This window comes from Staphylococcus pasteuri (assembly GCF_030547725.1).
Lineage (GTDB): Bacteria > Bacillota > Bacilli > Staphylococcales > Staphylococcaceae > Staphylococcus > Staphylococcus pasteuri.
Genome location: NZ_JAUOQO010001085.1, coordinates 1 through 231, shown reverse-complemented (window position 1 = coordinate 231; position 231 = coordinate 1). Strand labels below are relative to the sequence as shown.

Sequence of the window (231 nt, the reverse complement as noted above, 5' to 3'; positions counted from 1 at the left end):
GAATTTCTGTCACTCGACTAAGAATCTGTTCGGTCGAGATATGAGGCGATTTTTGAAGATATATCTGAACATCCTCAAGAACCTTGATGTATTCCTGCTTGCTGATATAAGCAAACTCAATTCGTTCGTCAATCTCGTCTTGTTGGTGGAGCAGACTGATCAGTCGCGATCTATCAAATCGCGACAATATCCATGCGTCATAGTGACTAAATTTACTAGTCCATCCAAATA

At 40.3% G+C, this 231-nt stretch carries 1 protein-coding gene; it reads right to left on the bottom strand.

What is annotated here, in order from left to right; all coding sequences use genetic code 11:
* A partial coding sequence (locus Q4528_RS16490; protein ID WP_303522876.1) for a hypothetical protein occupies positions 1 to 187 on the bottom strand: 187 nt, incomplete at its 3' end.
* Positions 188 to 231 lie beyond the last annotated feature (44 nt).